Raw genomic sequence first — 15,870 nt, 5'->3', positions numbered from 1 at the left:
GCATACCGGACACAGGATGTGCCGAAGGCCACCCCGGCAAACCGAGGTGGCCTTCAGGTCACACTATTCAGCTGATATCCAATATATCGGATATCAGTACTGCTCCGAGGCGTCAGAGACCGAGATCGGCCTCGAACGCGCCCTCCTCGAGACGGTTCTTGACCGTCGTGAGGAAACGGCCCGCGTCGGCACCGTCGACCAGGCGGTGGTCGTAGGTGAGCGCGAGGTACATCATCGAGCGGATCGCGATGGTGTCGTTGCCGTCCTCGTCGGTCATGACGACCGGGCGCTTCTTGACCACGCCGACGCCCAGGATGCCGACCTGCGGCTGCTGGATGATCGGGGTGTCGAAGAGCGCGCCGTTGCTGCCGAGGTTGGTCAGCGAGAACGTGCCACCGGCGAGCTCGTCCGGCGTGAGCTTGTTCGAACGGGCGCGGGCCGCCAGGTCGCCGATCTTGTGGGCGATGCCCGACAGGTTCAGGTCACCGGCGTTGTGGATCACGGCGTTGAGCAGGCCGCGCTCCGTGTCGATCGCCAGACCGAGGTGCTCGGCACCGTGGTAGGTGACCTCCTTGCGCTCCTCGTCGATCGACGCGTTGAGCACCGGGTGGGCCTTGAGGGCCTCGATGGCGGCCTTGGCGAAGAACGGCAGGAACGTGAGCTTCGCGCCCTCACGAGCCTCGAACGCCTTCTTCGCCTGGTTGCGCAGCCGGGCGATCTTGGTCACGTCGACCTCGAACACCTGGGTGAGCTGCGCGGACTGCTGCAGCGACTCACGCGTGCGCTGCGCGACGATCTGGCGCAGGCGCGGGAGCTTCTGCACGGTGCCGCGCTTGCCCGAGTTGTCGACCGCGGCCGGGGCGGCGGTGCGAGCGGCGGGGGCGGCCGGAGCAGCAGCGGCGGCGGGCGCGGGAGCCGGGGCCTTCTTGGCCTCGACCGCGGCCAGCACGTCCTGCTTGCGGATGCGGCCACCGACGCCGGTGCCCTTGAGCGAGCCCAGGTCGATGCCGTTCTCCGACGCGAGCTTGCGCACGAGCGGAGTGACGTACGGCGTGCCGTTCGCGTCGTCCGAAGAGGACGGTGCGGCGGCGGGAGCGGCCTGCTGAGCAGGAGCGGCCGGAGCCTGCTGCTGCGCGGGTGCCGCCTGCTGCTGCGGAGCCGGTGCCGGAGCGGCCTGCTGAGGCGCTTCCTGCTTCGGTTCGGGCTTGGTCTCCGGGGCGGGCGCGGACTGCGCGGGGCTGCCCGAACCGATGACGGCGAGCTTGCCGCCGACCTCCACGGTCTCGTCCTCACCCGCGCTGATCTCGAGCAGCGTGCCCGCGACCGGCGAGGGGATCTCGGTGTCGACCTTGTCCGTCGAGACCTCGAGCAACGGCTCGTCGACCTCGACGCTGTCGCCGACCTGCTTCAGCCAGCGGGTCACGGTGCCCTCGGTGACGGACTCGCCGAGCGCGGGCATCGTGACGTCGGTGCCCTCGGCGGAACCACCGGACGGCGCGGCCTGAGCCGGGGCGGGCTCCGGAGCGGCTTCCTCGGCGGGCGGCGCGGAAGGCGTCGTCTGCTGGGCCGTTTCCTGGGCCGTCTCCTCGGGAGCTTCCTGAGCGGGGGCGGGCGCGGCCGGAGCGGCGTCACCGTCGCCGATGACGGCGAGCTCGCCACCGACCTCGACGGTGTCGTCCTCCTGAGCGACGATCTTCTGCAGGACGCCCGCCGCGGGGGAGGGGATCTCGGTGTCGACCTTGTCGGTGGACACCTCGAGCAACGGCTCGTCCACCTCCACCCGGTCGCCTTCCTGCTTCAACCACCGGGTGACCGTGCCCTCGGTGACGCTCTCACCGAGTGCGGGCATCTGGACGGAGAAGGCCATTGTTCGCTGACTCCTCGTGCTCTCGTGTGGCTGACTTTGTATGGGGATCGGTCAGCCGTGCACGTGCAGCGGCTTGCCGGCCAGGGCGAGGAAGGCCTCGCCGAGGGCTTCAGTCTGGGTCGGGTGGGCGTGGATCAGCGGAGCCACGTCCTCCGGGTAAGCCTCCCAGCTGTAGATCAGCTGGGCCTCACCGATGAGCTCGCCGACGCGTTCGCCGACCATGGTCACACCGACGACGGGGCCGTCGGGCGCCTTGACCAGCTTCACGCCACCGGCCGTCTTGAGGATCTGGCTCTTGCCGTTGCCCGCGAGGTCGTAGATGAAAACCTCCGCGGAGCCGTACTTCTCCTTCGCGGCGGCCTCGGTGAGACCGACGGAGGCGACCTCGGGCTTGCAGTACGTGACGCGCGGGATGCCCGCCTCGTCGATCACCTTCGGGTTCTGGCCGGCGATCTCCTCGGCCACGAAGATGCCCTGCTGGAAACCGCGGTGCGCGAGCTGCAGGCCCGGCACGATGTCGCCGACGGCGTAGACGTTCGGCAGGTTCGTGCGCAGCCGCTCGTCGGTGATGACGAAGCCGCGGTCGATCTGGACGCCGGCCTCCTCGTAGCCGTGGCCCGCGCTGTTCGGGCCGCGACCGACCGCGACCAGCAGCAGGTCGGCGTCGAGGACGTCGCCGTTCTCCAGCGTGACGGACACGCCCGAGTCGGTCTGGGTGGCGCCGGTGAACTTCACGCCGGTCTTGAACTTGATGCCGCGCTTGCGGAACGCGCGCTCGAGCTGCTTGGACGCGTACTCGTCCTCGGCCGGCACCAGGCGGGGCAGGGCCTCGACGATCGTGACGTCCGCGCCGAACGACCGCCACACGCTCGCGAACTCCACGCCGATGACGCCGCCACCGAGGACGACGACCTTCTCCGGGAGGTAGTCCAGGTTGAGCGCCTGGTCGCTGGTGATCACGCGGCCGCCGATCTCCAGACCGGGCAGGCTCCGCGCGTACGAACCGGTGGCGAGAACGACGTTCTTGCCGACGTAGCGCTGGCCGTTCACGACGACCGTGTTCGGGCCGACGAACGTGCCCGCGCCCTCGACGAGGGTGACCTTGTTGGCCTTCGCGAGACCCTGCAGGCCCTTGTAGAGCCGCGAGATCACGCCGTCCTTGTACGAGTTGACGCCGGCGATGTCGATGCCCTCGAGCGAGCTCTTCACACCGAACTGGTCGCCTTCGCGGGCGTTGTCCGCCACCTCGGCCGCGTGCAGCAGCGCCTTGGTCGGGATGCAACCGCGGTGCAGGCAGGTGCCACCCAGCTTGTCCTTCTCGACCAGGACGACGGACAGGCCGAGCTCGGCCGCGCGGAACGCGCAGGCGTAGCCACCCGATCCACCGCCGAGGATGACGAGATCGGCGTTGGTGGCCGACTCCAGTTCCGGCGAAGTCACTTCGGATCTCCTCGGGATTACTTACTACGCGCGGGTGCGCGCGAGGTACGCGGCCATCTTGTCACTAGTTGCCAGAGCATGGTGATCCGGCATAGGACACCACGCCCTGTTCTGATCATTCACCTACTCATAACACCCTCACCTGGCACCATGGTGGAGGGAAGCGCGGGAGGTGCTCGATGGGGCTGTTCGATCGTTTTCGCAGGAAGCCACGTCCAGGTGTGCTGCGAACGGCGTCCAACCAGGACACGAGCCACCTCGCGGAGTGGACGAAGAGCCGCCACGGCGTGGAGGCCTACGTGGAGCCGAAGACCACGGTGACCGAAACCACTGTGGTCCTGGTCGCTCACGACGGCGAGTGGACCCGCCGCCGCGTCGCCTCCCCGGACGCCGCCCGAGCCTTCGCCCGCAAACAGGGCATGCCGATCTACGACGCCGGCATCGTCGGCTACCCGAAGCGCATGCGCGACTACACCGCGCGCAAAAAGGCGTCCGGCGATCTCTAAACGTTCACGATCGGTTCGTGGCGCACCGGGAAATTGACGCTCGCCGCGATGAAACACATCGAGTGCGCCTTCTCGTGCAACGCCTGCGCCGTCTCCCGAGTAGCGGGATCGGCGATCGTCACCACGGGGTTGAGCACGACCTCGGTGAACCGCCCAGACCCGTCCGGGTGCTCCGCCATCGTCCCGGCCGCGTGATCGCGGTACCCCGTGACCACCACTCCGTTGACCGACGCGAGATGCAGGTACCACAGCATGTGGCACTGCGAGAGCGACGCGACGAGCAGCTCCTCGGGGTTGTACCTGCTCCGGTCACCCCGGAACGAGGGATCCGACGACCCGAGGATCAGCTCCTTGCCCTCGGCCAGGACCTCGTGCGCGCGTTCGTAGTCCTTGTACCCGGAAGTCCCGCTCCCGGTGTTGCCGGTCCAGACGACGTCAACTTCGTACCGATGCGTCCCCATGTGGAAATACTCCTCTCACCGAGCCTGCGCACCTAGCCCCGTGAGACACGCGTCTCCGTTCAGCCGCCACCCGACAGCGCGATATATCAGTTCATTCGGCCCCGTTCGCGCCGTCACCCGCCCTCCCTCCGCGCACACCCCACCGCCTCCAGCCGATATATCAGTCCGCCCGCGCGCGCCTGACCTGCGCCTTAGCAATGACTCTTTGGACGGCGACCGCAAACGAGTCGTTGCAACGGCGGGGGCGGCGCGGGGCGGACAATGGCGTGGAAAAGCGCCGGAAATGCAACGGGCGGAGTCCTCGAAAGGAACTCCGCCCGTGCGCGAGAAATGCGCTCAGCCGTTGGCCGCGATGTCCGCCAGCACGGCCGCGATGGTGCGGACCGGAACGCCGGTGCCGCCCTTCGAGGTGTACCCGTACGGGCCGCCCGTGTGGTACGCCGGGCCCGCGATGTCGATGTGCGCCCACTGCACGCCCTCGGCCACGAACTCGCGCAGGAACAGGCCCGCCGCGAGCATGCCGCCCCAGCGGTGGCCGGTGACGTTCGCGAGGTCGGCCAGGCGGGAGTCGAGGTCCGCGCGGAGCTCCTCGGGCAGCGGCATCGGCCACGCCGACTCGCCGACCGCGGTGCCGATGGCCGCCACGCGGTCGCGGAACTCCTCGGAGCCCATGACGCCCGAGGTGCGCTTGCCCAGGGCGACGACCTGCGCGCCGGTGAGGGTCGCGGTCTCGATCAGGTAGTCCGGGCCGTCCTCGCACGCGCGCACGATGGCGTCGGAAAGGATCAGGCGGCCCTCGGCGTCGGTGTTGAGCACCTCGACGGTCTTGCCGCCGTACATGGTCAGCACGTCGCCGGGGCGGTAGGCGTCGCCGGACGGCATGTTCTCCGCCATCGGGATCGACGCGATGATCTCCAGCGGGTACTTGAGCTTCGCGGCCAGCACCATGGTGGCGACGATCGCGGCGGCGCCGGACATGTCGGACGTCATCTCGTCCATGCCCGCGGCCGGCTTGATCGAGATGCCGCCGGTGTCGAACGTGATGCCCTTGCCGACGAGCGCGACCTTCTTGACCGCCTTCGCGCCCCTGTAGGAGATGCGCACGAGCCGCGGCTGGCGCGCCGAACCGCCGCCGACGCCCAGGATGCCGCCGAAGCCCTGCTTCTTCAGCGCCTTCTCGTCGAGCACCTCGACGTCGAGACCGGCGGCGGTGGCGAGCTTCGCGGCGCGGTCCGCGAACGAGCCGGGGTAGAGGTCGTTCGGCGGCGTGTTGATGAAGTCGCGCGCGATGGCGACGGACTCGGCGATCGCGACGGCGGCCTTCAGCGCGGCCTTGTTCTCCTTGGAACCGGCGGCGTGCAGGTCGACCTTCGCGACCGCGCCCTCGCCCTTGTCCGACTTGTACTCGGTGAACGAGTACGCGCCGAGCAGCGTGCCCTCGGCGGCGGCCGCGACGTGCAGCGAGGCCAGCGTGTTGATCGCGCGCTTCTTGCCGGCCAGCGCGCGGGCGGCGACACCGGACGCGCGGCGCACCTGCTCCTCGCCCGCCGTCTTGCCGAGGCCGACCGCGAGCACGAGCGGGGAGGCGAGCTTGCCGAAGGTGGGCACCTTCACCAGTTCGTCGGCCTTGCCGGACGCGCGCAGGGTGCCCAGCACCTCGAGCAGCGCGCCGTCGAACGCGGCGGCGACAGCTTCGGCACCGGGCGCGAGCTCCAGACCGTCCGCACCCTGCAGGGTGCCCACGACGACTGCGTCCGCGGCGGTGGTGCTCAGGTCACCTTCGGTGAGGGCCAGCTTCGGGGCTGTCACGTGCTGCTCCAGGGTTGTACGTGGTAGGGGTGCTCGGAATCGTGACCAATGCTAAAGGTCCCACTGTCCACTAACGCCGTGGCCCGCCACGTTCGGCCGCAATCCGTGACGTTGACAGTTGCTCTCGGTGGTGCTCTGGGGGTGTTTCGCCCATTTCGCGCATCAGTCGACCGGGTGGTTACGACCGGATGCCGCATCTGCGAATGTGTACCGGTGACCCACACGCCCCGCGAGATCGTTGCCACGGTCGCGCTCGGTCTCCCCGCGGTGCTCGGTGCGGGGGTCTTCGCCGGATTCGCCCCTGCCGCAGGCCTTGCGGGCTGGTGGCTGCTCCCCGCGCTGGCCATCTCCGCGCTCGCCGCGCTGTGCTCGGCCTTCTCGACCGCCGACCAGTCCCGCACCTACCCCGACGTCGGTGGTGGTTACGGATACGTGCGCGCGCAGCTCGGTGTGTGGCCCGCACGCATGACGGCGAGCGTCCACCTCCTCGGCCGGTGCGCGATGGCGGCGGCGGTCGCGTCGATGTTCGGCACGTACGTGGTGCCGGACCAGCCGGTGATCGGCGCGCTCGTCCTCGTCGCGGGCACGGCGCTGCTCGGTGCGGCCGGGTTCCGGTTCGGCACGGGGGTCAGCGCGCTCGCGTCGCTGGTGGTCCTCGGGGTGCTGGCGCTGGTGGTCGCGTCGACCTTCTCGATCGCACCGGTGCCGTCGGCGGGGGAGGCGGGCACGGTCAACGAGCTCGTCGGCGTCGCGGGCCTGATGTTCATCGCGTTCGCGGGTTTCGAACGCATCACCGCGCCTGGTCGCGGTGAGCGGCCGCATTCGGTGTCCGCGCTGAAGTTCGCGATTCCGGTCCTGATCGGACTGTCCTTCGTGGTCTATCTGGCCGTGGGTGCCGGTGTGCTGCGTCAGCTCGGCAGCGCGCGCCTCGCGTTGTCGCCCGCGCCACTGCGAGACGCGCTCACCGCGGCAGACGCGTCCGCCTTGGTGCCGTTGGTGCAGATCGCAGCGGCGGTGGCCGGTGTGGCCGCGTTGCACTTCGTTCTCTCGTCCGCACACCGCACGCTCACGGGACTCGTCGAGGACGGCGACCTGCCGTCCCGCCTCAAGCCGAGCGCGCTCACCCTCGCCGTGGTCGTGGGTTCCGCTCTCGCGATCGTCCTCATGCCGATGGCGATCGCACTGGGCGTGGCGGCGTGCGCGACGTTGTTCTACTACGCCTTCACGAACGCGTCGGCTCGTGTGTTGCTGCAGAACGACCGCACGTGGCCGATGCGCACGGCCTGTTTAGGCCTCGGGCTCTCGGTGCTGCTCGCGATGAGCATGCCGATCCCCGCCCTGCTGATCTCACTCGCAGGGCTGGGAGCCGGCACCGGACTCATCGGTTTGACAGCAGCACTGAGAGGAAAACGAGCAGCGTCACGCCAACACACACCGCAAGCCCGATGACGCGGCCGTTGGTGGACGGGCCGTTCTTCCTGATGCTGTAGTACGCGAGCAGGAAGAGCGCGGCGAAGACGGTCGCGACGACCACGCCCGCGACGCCCCCGAGCATCCAGCCGTCGATGAGCGTCACGCCGGTACCGAGGACGAGCAGCGCGGCCTGCAGCACGGTGCGCACGTCGGCGCCCGTCGAAGATCGTTCCCCCTGGGTCATGGCAGGGCACTTTATCGAGTCCGAGTTAGTAGGACGTCCGAGTTTTGAGAAGACGATTTTCCGTATCCCGACCAGCGGGTTACCGTGCTCACATGACGAGCGAGTTGCCTTTCACCCGGACTCCCCACCCGCACCCGGCGACCCCGGAGCGCGTAGCGGAGGTACTTGCCAAGCCGGGCTTCGGGCAGCACTTCACCGACCACATGGTGACGATCCGCTGGAACCGCGAGAAGGGCTGGCACGACGCTGAAGTCGGCCCCTACAGCTCTCTCTCACTCGACCCCGCGGCAATGGTGCTGCACTACGGCCAAGCGATCTTCGAAGGGCTCAAGGCCTACCGCCAGCCCGACGGATCGATCGCGTCCTTCCGCCCTGAGGCCAACGCCGAGCGCTTCCGCGCCTCGGCCCGCCGCATGGCGATGCCCGAACTTCCCGACGAGCTCTTCCTCGAGTCGGTGCGGCAGATCCTCGCGGTCGACGACCGCTGGGTGCCGTCAGCCGAGGAGGAGTCCCTCTACCTGCGGCCGTTCATGATCTCCACGGAGAAGGGCCTCGGCGTGCGACCCGCGTCCGAGTACCTCTACGTGCTGATCGCCTCGCCCGCCGGCTCGTACTTCGCGAGCGGCGTCCGCCCGGTGAGCGTGTGGCTCTCGACCGAGTACGTGCGCGCCGCCCCCGGTGGCACCGGCGCTGCCAAGTTCGCCGGCAACTACGCCGCGTCCCTCGTGGCGCAGGCGCAGGCCGCCGAGAAGGGCTGCGACCAGGTCGTCTGGCTCGACGCGGTGGAACGCCGCTGGGTCGAGGAGATGGGCGGCATGAACCTGTTCTTCGTCTTCGGAGACAAGGTCGTCACCCCGGAGCTGACCGGCACGCTGCTGCCCGGCATCACCCGCAGTTCGCTGCTGGAGCTGGCCTCCGACCTCGGCCTGACCGTCGAGGAACGCCGGATCTCCACCGACGAGTGGGAGAAGGCCAACGCCTCGGGTGAGCTCACCGAGGTCTTCGCCTGTGGCACGGCCGCCGTCATCACGCCGGTCGGCCACGTCAAGCACGCCGGCGGCGAGTACGACGTCGCCGACGGCGGCACCGGCTCGGTGACGATGAAGCTGCGCGAGCGCCTGACCGGCCTCCAGCACGGCCACGTCGCAGACACCCACGGCTGGATGACGACCTTGAAGTCTTAAGCGATCACCAGCACGGCCAGAAGCGCGATTTCGGCGGCAGCACCGAGCACATCACCGGTGATGCCGCCGAAACGCTTTCCGGTGTGCTTCACGAGCAGCCACGTCAGTCCGAACGCGACGACGACGGCGACGACTGCGCGCCACCCGAGCGGAACCGCCGCAGCTGCAAGCACCACCCACGTACCGATGACCATCAACGGATGCTGTGTGCCCGCAACGAGCGCACCGAGTCCCTCAGGCCGTGCGGCGGGCACGCCACGCATGCAGCAGATCCCGAACGCGGCACGGCTCGTCGCGAACGCGAGCAGCACGACGCCCCAGTGAGCCTGGGGGAGCGCCGCGGCCTGGGCTCCCAGCACGACGATCAGCGAGACGACGCCGAACGGCCCGGCGCCGCCGTCCTTCATGACTTTGAGCGCGCGCTCCGGCGGCCCGTAGCAACCGAGTCCGTCGGCGACGTCGGCAAGCCCGTCGAGGTGCATACCGCGGGTGCACAGGGCGACGACGCCGACGACCAGAAACCCGGCCACCAACGCCGATATATTGGATATTGCCAACAGCTTGAGCACGCCGACAACGACCGCGCCGAGCACGATGCCGACGACGGGCGTCCAGGCAATGGCTCGTCCCGCCGCTTTGCGGTCGACGTCGTCGACGCGCAGCGGCAGGACCGTCAGCCAGGAGAACGCGAGCTTCACTCAGCCGTATTTTCTCGGGCCGTATCTTCTTCGGCCGTGTCTTCTCGGGTCGCGTCTTCCCGGTTCGTGACGCCGGCGCTCTCGAACGTCGCCATCTCCGCGAGCACCTTCACCGCCGAGATCAGCAACGGCAGCGCTGCCACCGCACCGGAGCCTTCGCCGAGCCGCATCTCGAACTCCAGCAGCGGCTTCAGGTTGAGGTGCCCGAGCGCGATCGCGTGCGCGGGCTCGGCCGACTGGTGCCCGGCCACCCACCACTCGCGTGCACCAGGTGCCAGCTCCTCGGCGACGACCGCGGCCGCACCGACGACGACGCCGTCGAGCACGACGGGAGTCCGTCGCACAGCCGCCTGCGCCAGGAACCCGGCCATCGCAGCCAGGTCGGCGCCACCGGCGGTCGCGAGCAACGCGATCGGGTCGCTGATCACCAGGCGGGCCCGGCGCAGCGCGTCCCGGATCGCCGCCGTCTTGCGCATCCACGCCTGGTCGTCGATGCCCGTGCCGCGACCGACCACCGCGACCGGCTCGGACCCGGTCAGCGACGCGATCAGCACGGCGGCCGGAGTCGTGTTGCCGATCCCCATGTCACCGGCGACGAGCACGTCGGCGCCCGCGTCGACCTCCTCGTCCGCGATGGCGCGCCCGGCCGCGATGGCCTGCTCGCACTCCTCACGGGTGAGCGCGTCCTCGCGGTCGATCGACCCGGACGAGCGCCGCACCTTGTGCTGGCTGACCGCCTCCGGGGTGTCGGAGTCGACGGCCATGTCGACCACGCGGACGGTGGCGCCCGCGACCTGCGCGAGCACGTTCACCGCGGCGCCGCCGGTGAGGAAGTTCGCGACCATCTGGCCGGTGACCTCGCTCGGGAACGCCGACACGCCCTGCGCCGTCACGCCGTGGTCGCCCGCGAAGACGACCACCCGAGGCCGGACGAACGGCTTCGGCGGCACGACGCCCTGGCACGCCGCGATCCAGTTGCCCAGCTCCTCGAGCCGGCCGAGCGAGCCGACCGGCTTGGTCAGCACCGCGTGCCGGGCCTCGGCCTCGCGCAGAACGGTCTCGTCCGGCGGTTCAACCGGCGGGAACTCGGTGCTCACCCTGGCGCTCCTAACGAAGTCTGAGTGGAATACCCGCGACGAGCAGCATGACCTCGTCGCACACCTCGGCGACGCGCGCGTTGAGCGCACCGAGGTGATCGCGGAAGAGTCTGCCTGAGCGCGTCGAGGGAATGACGCCGAGGCCGACCTCCGCCGTCACGAGCACCAGTCGCGTCCGGCACGTGGCCACCGAACCGACGAGTTCGTCGACTCGGCGCGCGATGGCGTCGGTGCCGTTGCCCTCCCACGCGTCGGCGTCGTCCAGCACGCCGACCAGCCACGTCGAGAGGTCGTCGACCAGGATCGGCGGGTCCTCGTACTGCGTGGCGGTGAGCAACGCGGGCAGGTCCGGCGGCGCGGACGCCTCGACCGTGTGCCAGGTGGACGGACGCCGGGCGACGTGCAGTGCGATGCGCGCGTCCCAGTCCGGGTCGTCGGGATAGCGGCGGGCGGTTGCGACGTAAGTCACGGCGGCGTCGGTGAGCAGGCCTTCCGCGTGCGCTGACTTGCCGGAACGCGCTCCGCCGAGCACGAGAGTGCGAGTTGACAAGAGTTAGCCTTCGTCCCATGGAGTTCCGCTGGCGCTACCAGGATGCCCAAGGCCGCGACGTCGCGGGGCCGGACGTGATGTTCGCCGACCAGACGGAGGCGGAGGAGTGGTTCAGCGCCGAGTGGCGTGACCTGCTCGACGCCGGGGTCGAACAGGTCACGCTGCTGCGCTCGGAGTCCGAGGTGTACGGCCCGATGAGCCTGCACCCCGCTCAATAAGTACAGGGCGAGCTGGCTCAGCCCTGTGCGGTGAGCCGCGGGTCGTCGGTGATGACGCCTTCGAGGACGTTGTCGATCTGCTTGAGCACGTCGTCGTCGAGCTCGATGTCGATCGCCTTGACGTTCTCGAAGACCTGCTCCGGACGCGACGCGCCGATGATCGCGGACGCGACGTTCGGGTTCTTGAGCACCCACGCGACGGCGAGCTGCGCCATCGTGACGCCCGCTTCCTCGGCGATCGGCTTGAGCTGCTGCACGGCGTTGAGCACGTCGTCCCGCATCCAGCGCGAGATCATCTGCGAACCCCGCGCGTCGGCGAGGCGCGAGCCCTCCGGCACCTCGGCACCCGGTAGGTACTTGCCGGTCAGGATGCCCTGCGCGACGGGGGAGAAGACGATCTGGCTGAGGCCCTCGCGCTCGCACGCGGGGATGACCTGCGGCTCGATGACGCGCCACAGCATCGAGTACTGCGGCTGGTGCGACACGAACGGTACCTGCAGCTCGCGGGCCAGCGCGGCACCGCGGGTGATCTGCTCGGCGGTCCACTCGGAGACACCGACGTAGAGGACCTTGCCCTGGCGGACGAGGTCGGCGAACGCCAGCATCGTCTCTTCCAGCGGCACGCTGTAGTCGAACCGGTGGGCCTGGTACAGGTCGACGTAGTCGGTCTGCAGGCGCTTCAGCGACGCGTTGGCCGACTCCATGACGTGCTTGCGGCCGAGCCCGCGGTCGTTGGCGCCGCCGGGACCGGTCGGCCAGTAGACCTTGGTCAGGATCTCCAGCGACTCGCGCCGCTCACCCTTGAGCGCCCGGCCGAGCACCGACTCCGCGGCCGTGTTCGCGTAGACGTCGGCGGTGTCGAAGGTCGTGATCCCGGACTCCAGGGCCGCCTTCACGCACGCGTGGGCCTGCTCTTCTTCGACCTGCGAGCCGTGGGTGAGCCAGTTGCCGTACGAGATCTCACTGATGGACAGGCCGCTGCGGCCGAGTCGACGGAACTTCATACATCGGAGCTTAAACCGAAATCGTTCGTGCTGCTAATGAACTTCGGGTGCCCGCCAGACCAGCGAATACCGCCAGAACACGTGCCTGCGGATGCGCGCGCCCGGCACGATCTCCGCGGCCACCGAGCGGATCTCCGGCAACGTCGGCGCGGTCATCACCACCGGCATCTCGGTGTCGTGCGGCTTGCCCCCGGTGCCGTTGAGGGCCTTCGCGACGCCGACGACCGCGTTGGCCGGCAACGTCACCAGCTCCATCGCCCGGTCGGTGTTGGTCGACATCATGTAGAGCCCGACGATGATCAGCGTGCCGCCCGGCTTCGTCAGCTCGGCGAGCCTGGTCAGACCCTCTCGCAACGGCAGGTGGTGCAGGCTCGCCTCGGCAGTGACGACGTCGTAGCTCTTCAGCTCATGGGTGAGCACGTCACCGTGGATCCACTCGATCCTGTCGCTGGTGGCGCTCGCCCGTTCGATCATGCGCTCGCTGGCGTCGATCGCGGTGACTTTCTCGGCGTTGATCGACCGGGCCAGATCGCCGAGCCCGCAGCCCACGTCGAGTGCCGACTCGACCCGGGACGGCAACTGCCGGAGCAGCCAGCGGCGGTACCACTCGTTGTGGTTCCACCGCAGCTTCTCCGGCAGCTGAAGCCTGCGCTGCTTCTCGCGCAACTACTTGATCGCTTCGCCCGGCTTCACGCGCGGCTTCGGGACGCGGAGCCTGCGCAGCTGGCTCGCGCGGATGAACGAGTACCAGCCGATCGAGAGGCCCTTGATCGGCTCGGTGGGGAACTTCGCCCGGACCTTCTTCGTGACGAGCCGGCCGAGCACGAGGCCCTCGATGACCATCGCGATCAGCATGAACGTCGTCGCCAGCGTCGCGTACCGCTGCACCGCGAGCGACGGCGTCAGCAGCGCCACGAACACCAGGATCGCGAGCGGCATGAACAGGCCCATGAGGTTGCGGCGCGCGTCGACCAGGTCGCGGATGTACGCCTTCACCGGACCGCGGTCGCGCGGCAGCAGGTACTTGTCCTCGCCCGCCATCATGCGCTGACGGCGCTCGGTGGCCGCGGCACGACGGTCTTCCTTGCTCACCTTGTTGCCGCGCATGCGCTTGAACGCCTCGCGCTGCGTGCGGGGAGGCGGCGGAACGGGACCACTGCGCCTGCCCTGCGCCTCACGCCGCTTGGGCGTGGGCCGGCCCTTGCCCGCAGTGCGGGTGGAGTCGGCGGCCTCGGCGGTCGCCTCGGTGACCGGGGCTTCGGTGTCGGCGGAGTTGCGGCGCAGGAACCTCACGGCACCAGGGTAGGGCAGTGGTTTTTCTGTACCTTTCGCGAGGTGCGCGTACTCATCGCTCCGGACTGCTTCGGCGGCACCCTGACCGCCCGCGAGGCCGCCGACGCCATCGCCACCGGCTGGCGCGAGGCCAAGCCCGACGACGCCGTCACCGAACGCCCACTCGCCGACGGCGGCCCAGGTTTCGTGGACGTTCTGCACGCCGCGCTGGGCGGCGATATCCGATATATCAGCGTCACCGGCCCACTCGGCAAGCCGGTCGAAGCCCGCTGGCTCAGCGTGGACAACCCGCACACCGACGGTCGACGCGTTGCATACATCGAGTCCGCCGAAGCATGCGGACTGCATCTCATCCCGGCCGAACTCCGCCCCGAGTCCTGCGAGACGGCGACTACGCGAGGCGTGGGCGAGCTCATCGCGGCAGCTGTGGATGACAACGATGTCATCGTGATCGGACTGGGCGGCTCCGGCACGACCGACGGCGGCGCCGACATGCTCGCCGCTCTCTCCGACGCAGGCCCGAGAACGGGCAGGGCACTAACTGATATATCGCTCGTGGCGGCCTCCGACGTCGAGAACCCGCTCCTCGGCCCGCACGGCGCTGCCCGCACGTTCGGCCCGCAGAAGGGCGCGTCCCCGGAGGCCGTAGAACGCCTCGAAGCGAAGCTCGCCGCGATGGAGGTCCTCAAACCCGTATCCGATATACCGGGTGCCGGAGCGGCGGGCGGCCTGGGCGCCGCGCTCCTCTCGCTCGGCGCGACGATGACGTCCGGCGCCGGCCTCGTTCGCGAGCTCACCGGACTCGACGCCGCCCTCGACGACGCCGACGTCGTCGTCACCGGCGAAGGCAGCTTCGACTGGCAGTCACTGCGCGGCAAGCTCATCACCGCCGTCGCGAGCGGCGCCGCCGAGCGCGGCATCCCGTGCGTCGCCATCGCCGGCCAGGTCAGCGTCGGCCGCCGCGAGATGGGCGCCGCGGGCGTCCAGGAGGCCTACTCGGTCTCCGACCACGTGGGCTCAGTGCAAAAGTCGATTGCGGACGCCCGCAAAAGTCTCATTGCAACGGCCCGGCACGTAGCGAGGCAATGGTCGCGTTAGAGGGGGTAACCGATGGATCGGAGCGCGCGTGTTGACGCGTGCTGGAGGAAGAGTTCGGCGACGAGAACGCGGTGATGCTCAAGCCGAACCAGCTGGTGGCGTTGAACTTCGCCGTGCAACGGGGTGCGGTGCCGCCGGACGACGTGATGGAGATCTGGTTCCACGAGATCTTCGGCGCCCGGATCACGGCGGCCCAGTCGGAGGCGGCTTTCATCGACGCGGCTCGGGCGAAGGGCTGGCCGGACGAGAAGATCGGCGAGATGGTGATGGCCGAGCCGGAGCGTCTCGACGAGCACCGCGACCACCAGCGGCAACTCCACCTGAAGATTCATCCCGCGATCCGGCGACGCCAAGACTCAAACTCCGGCTGATATATCGGTTGGCTTGAGGGTGGTCTACGTGACAGTCGACACTTGGGGCGACATGAGGCGTCGCTGTGGGACCATGGGAGTGGAACAAAGCGGGGAACGCCCGTGTTGTTGAAGGGCGAACCGCCCGCAAAGGACCTCTTAGGAGAGCCATGACGACCGCTCAGGATGCCGCTACGACCTCCGAGGCGCCGACCCACGGCGTGACGCTGACCGATGCGGCCGCCTCCAAGGCGAAGGCGCTGCTCGACCAGGAGGGCCGCGACGACATGCACCTGCGCATCGCCGTCCAGCCCGGCGGTTGCGCTGGTCTGCGCTACCAGCTGTTCTTCGACGAGCGCTCGCTCGACGGTGACGCGCTGGTCGACTTCAACGGCATGAAGGTCGCCGTTGACCGCATGAGCGCGCCCTACGTCGAAGGTGCCGTCATCGACTTCGTGGACACGATCGAGAAGCAGGGCTTCACGATCGACAACCCGAACGCCGGCGGGTCGTGCGCCTGCGGCGACTCGTTCCACTAAGGCGAACACACGCGTGAGGCCGCGTTCCCGCACTGACGGGAACGGCGAACGTCGAACTAAACGGGACGCGTCCCGTTTATCTTCCCGGCTAGGCTGTCG

Annotated in this window: 18 protein-coding genes; 7 read left to right on the top strand and 11 right to left on the bottom strand. The window is 69.1% G+C overall.

Translation table 11 applies throughout. The features are described 5' to 3' along the window. Positions 1-112: 112 nt before the first annotated feature. Positions 113-1,867, bottom strand: a complete 1,755-nt coding sequence (gene sucB, locus ABZX92_RS13365) for a 2-oxoglutarate dehydrogenase, E2 component, dihydrolipoamide succinyltransferase (protein ID WP_355557765.1) — start codon at positions 1,865-1,867, stop codon at positions 113-115. A gap of 51 nt (positions 1,868-1,918) precedes the next feature. Beyond that, complete coding sequence (gene lpdA / locus ABZX92_RS13360; protein WP_355557762.1) at positions 1,919-3,307, bottom strand: dihydrolipoyl dehydrogenase; 1,389 nt, start codon at positions 3,305-3,307, stop codon at positions 1,919-1,921. A gap of 179 nt (positions 3,308-3,486) precedes the next feature. Here lpdA and ABZX92_RS13355 point away from each other — a divergent pair, with 179 nt between their 5' ends. Then, positions 3,487-3,813 carry an oxidoreductase gene (locus tag ABZX92_RS13355; protein ID WP_355557760.1) on the top strand — a complete coding sequence of 109 codons (327 nt, stop codon included), beginning with the start codon at positions 3,487-3,489 and terminating at the stop codon, positions 3,811-3,813. On the opposite strand, the gene ABZX92_RS13350 is transcribed toward ABZX92_RS13355, so the two are convergent. Both ABZX92_RS13350 and ABZX92_RS13345 read right to left on the bottom strand, forming a co-directional pair. Next, positions 3,810-4,274 carry an OsmC family protein gene (locus ABZX92_RS13350; protein ID WP_355557758.1) on the bottom strand — a complete coding sequence of 155 codons (465 nt, stop codon included), beginning with the start codon at positions 4,272-4,274 and terminating at the stop codon, positions 3,810-3,812. The genes ABZX92_RS13355 and ABZX92_RS13350 overlap by 4 nt on opposite strands. 336 nt (positions 4,275-4,610) lie before the next feature. Further along, positions 4,611-6,083: a leucyl aminopeptidase gene (locus tag ABZX92_RS13345; RefSeq protein ID WP_355557755.1), complete on the bottom strand. Its 1,473-nt coding sequence runs from the start codon at positions 6,081-6,083 to the stop codon at positions 4,611-4,613. A gap of 213 nt (positions 6,084-6,296) precedes the next feature. On the opposite strand from ABZX92_RS13345, the gene ABZX92_RS13340 reads away from it, so the two are divergent. Next, the gene (locus ABZX92_RS13340) at positions 6,297-7,532 is read left to right on the top strand and encodes an amino acid permease (protein ID WP_355557753.1); all 1,236 of its coding nucleotides are present in this window, start codon (positions 6,297-6,299) and stop codon (positions 7,530-7,532) included. Here the strand turns inward: ABZX92_RS13340 and ABZX92_RS13335 are convergent. After that, complete coding sequence (locus tag ABZX92_RS13335) at positions 7,462-7,740, bottom strand: hypothetical protein (protein WP_355557751.1); 279 nt, start codon at positions 7,738-7,740, stop codon at positions 7,462-7,464. The two genes, ABZX92_RS13340 and ABZX92_RS13335, sit on opposite strands and share 71 nt — an antisense overlap. A gap of 92 nt (positions 7,741-7,832) precedes the next feature. On the opposite strand from ABZX92_RS13335, the gene ABZX92_RS13330 reads away from it, so the two are divergent. Beyond that, a complete protein-coding gene (locus ABZX92_RS13330; protein WP_355557748.1) occupies positions 7,833-8,924 on the top strand; it encodes a branched-chain amino acid aminotransferase in 1,092 nt (363 codons plus the stop codon). Here ABZX92_RS13330 and cobS read toward each other — a convergent pair. Genes cobS through cobU form a run of 3 tightly spaced genes read right to left on the bottom strand, consistent with a single transcriptional unit; the run spans position 8,921 to position 11,269 of the window. Further along, complete coding sequence (cobS, locus tag ABZX92_RS13325; RefSeq protein WP_355557745.1) at positions 8,921-9,622, bottom strand: adenosylcobinamide-GDP ribazoletransferase; 702 nt, start codon at positions 9,620-9,622, stop codon at positions 8,921-8,923. The two genes, ABZX92_RS13330 and cobS, sit on opposite strands and share 4 nt — an antisense overlap. Next, positions 9,619-10,719 (bottom strand): nicotinate-nucleotide--dimethylbenzimidazole phosphoribosyltransferase, encoded by a 1,101-nt coding sequence (cobT, locus tag ABZX92_RS13320; protein ID WP_355557742.1) that lies wholly within the window; start codon positions 10,717-10,719, stop codon positions 9,619-9,621. The genes cobS and cobT overlap by 4 nt, the downstream gene beginning before the upstream one ends. A gap of 10 nt (positions 10,720-10,729) precedes the next feature. Beyond that, positions 10,730-11,269 (bottom strand): bifunctional adenosylcobinamide kinase/adenosylcobinamide-phosphate guanylyltransferase, encoded by a 540-nt coding sequence (cobU, locus tag ABZX92_RS13315; RefSeq protein WP_355557740.1) that lies wholly within the window; start codon positions 11,267-11,269, stop codon positions 10,730-10,732. Positions 11,270-11,286: 17 nt separating this feature from the next. Between cobU and ABZX92_RS13310 the strand changes: the two genes are divergently transcribed. Next, entirely contained in the window at positions 11,287-11,487 is a 201-nt protein-coding gene (locus ABZX92_RS13310) for a hypothetical protein (RefSeq protein ID WP_355557737.1), read from the top strand. A 17-nt stretch (positions 11,488-11,504) separates the two neighbouring features. Here the strand turns inward: ABZX92_RS13310 and ABZX92_RS13305 are convergent, their stop codons facing one another. From ABZX92_RS13305 to ABZX92_RS13295, 3 genes are read right to left on the bottom strand one after another with little or no spacing between them, the layout of a single operon-like run. Beyond that, a complete protein-coding gene (locus ABZX92_RS13305) occupies positions 11,505-12,491 on the bottom strand; it encodes an aldo/keto reductase family protein (protein WP_045309319.1) in 987 nt (328 codons plus the stop codon). A gap of 33 nt (positions 12,492-12,524) precedes the next feature. Further along, positions 12,525-13,157, bottom strand: coding sequence for a class I SAM-dependent methyltransferase (locus ABZX92_RS13300; protein ID WP_355557734.1), 633 nt, complete (start codon positions 13,155-13,157; stop codon positions 12,525-12,527). Next, positions 13,158-13,784 carry a DUF3043 domain-containing protein gene (locus ABZX92_RS13295; protein ID WP_355557731.1) on the bottom strand — a complete coding sequence of 209 codons (627 nt, stop codon included), beginning with the start codon at positions 13,782-13,784 and terminating at the stop codon, positions 13,158-13,160. It lies immediately after the preceding gene. 42 nt (positions 13,785-13,826) lie between these two features. Here ABZX92_RS13295 and ABZX92_RS13290 point away from each other — a divergent pair, with 42 nt between their 5' ends. The 3 genes from ABZX92_RS13290 to ABZX92_RS13280 all read left to right on the top strand — a co-directional run bounded on the left by ABZX92_RS13290 (position 13,827) and on the right by ABZX92_RS13280 (position 15,771). Continuing rightward, positions 13,827-14,882: a glycerate kinase gene (locus ABZX92_RS13290; protein WP_355557728.1), complete on the top strand. Its 1,056-nt coding sequence runs from the start codon at positions 13,827-13,829 to the stop codon at positions 14,880-14,882. Between the two features lie 38 nt (positions 14,883-14,920). Then, a complete protein-coding gene (locus ABZX92_RS13285; protein ID WP_355557725.1) occupies positions 14,921-15,253 on the top strand; it encodes a hypothetical protein in 333 nt (110 codons plus the stop codon). A 149-nt stretch (positions 15,254-15,402) separates the two neighbouring features. Next, positions 15,403-15,771: an iron-sulfur cluster assembly accessory protein gene (locus ABZX92_RS13280; protein ID WP_355557722.1), complete on the top strand. Its 369-nt coding sequence runs from the start codon at positions 15,403-15,405 to the stop codon at positions 15,769-15,771. Positions 15,772-15,870: the final 99 nt, after the last annotated feature.

The sequence above is a fragment of the Lentzea sp. NPDC006480 genome (assembly GCF_040611995.1).
In the GTDB taxonomy this organism is placed as follows: Bacteria; Actinomycetota; Actinomycetes; order Mycobacteriales; family Pseudonocardiaceae; genus Lentzea.
The sequence above is the reverse complement of the archived record's forward strand: the minus strand, read 5'-3'. Positions and strand labels throughout refer to the sequence as shown.

What these genes read in the sequence shown, in the direction of transcription:
- ABZX92_RS13330 (WP_355557748.1), top strand. Translation starts at nt 7,833, where the DNA reads ATGACGAGCGAGTTGCCTTTCACCCGGACTCCCCACCCGCACCCGGCG.
- ABZX92_RS13310 (WP_355557737.1), top strand. Translation starts at nt 11,287, where the DNA reads ATGGAGTTCCGCTGGCGCTACCAGGATGCCCAAGGCCGCGACGTCGCG.
- ABZX92_RS13335 (WP_355557751.1), bottom strand. Translation starts at nt 7,740, where the DNA reads ATGACCCAGGGGGAACGATCTTCGACGGGCGCCGACGTGCGCACCGTG.
- ABZX92_RS13355 (WP_355557760.1), top strand. Translation starts at nt 3,487, where the DNA reads ATGGGGCTGTTCGATCGTTTTCGCAGGAAGCCACGTCCAGGTGTGCTG.
- ABZX92_RS13350 (WP_355557758.1), bottom strand. Translation starts at nt 4,274, where the DNA reads ATGGGGACGCATCGGTACGAAGTTGACGTCGTCTGGACCGGCAACACC.
- sucB (WP_355557765.1), bottom strand. Translation starts at nt 1,867, where the DNA reads ATGGCCTTCTCCGTCCAGATGCCCGCACTCGGTGAGAGCGTCACCGAG.
- ABZX92_RS13280 (WP_355557722.1), top strand. Translation starts at nt 15,403, where the DNA reads ATGACGACCGCTCAGGATGCCGCTACGACCTCCGAGGCGCCGACCCAC.
- ABZX92_RS13305 (WP_045309319.1), bottom strand. Translation starts at nt 12,491, where the DNA reads ATGAAGTTCCGTCGACTCGGCCGCAGCGGCCTGTCCATCAGTGAGATC.